Annotated in this window: 1 protein-coding gene; it reads right to left on the bottom strand. The window is 69.7% G+C overall.

Annotated features, from left to right (window positions below; all coding sequences use genetic code 11):
- A partial coding sequence (locus tag SB719_RS20210; protein ID WP_412159748.1) for a glucokinase occupies nt 1-271 on the bottom strand: 271 nt, incomplete at both ends.

Here is a 271-nt window from a genome sequence, read left to right as displayed (position 1 = left end):
CCGATGACGCCCAGCTGCCCGTGCTCGACCAGCCGCACGGGAATACGTTCGAGCGCCTCGCGCATCGGTCCCTTGTTGAGGAACCGCGCGACGAACGCGCTCTGCATCAGGTAATCGCGGATCTGCGGCAGGATGCCCCCCGCCAGATAGATGCCGCCGTGCACGCCGTAGAGCAGCGCCATGTCGCCGACGGTGCTGCCGAGCAGGCCGCAAAACGCGTCCAGGCTCTCGCGCGCCAGCGCATCCCCGCCCTGCATCGCCGCGGCCGTGA

The sequence above is a fragment of the Pantoea sp. SIMBA_079 genome, assembly GCF_046940275.1.
Lineage (GTDB): Bacteria > Pseudomonadota > Gammaproteobacteria > Enterobacterales > Enterobacteriaceae > Pantoea > Pantoea borealis.
This window is presented reverse-complemented; position numbering and strand designations above follow the sequence as displayed.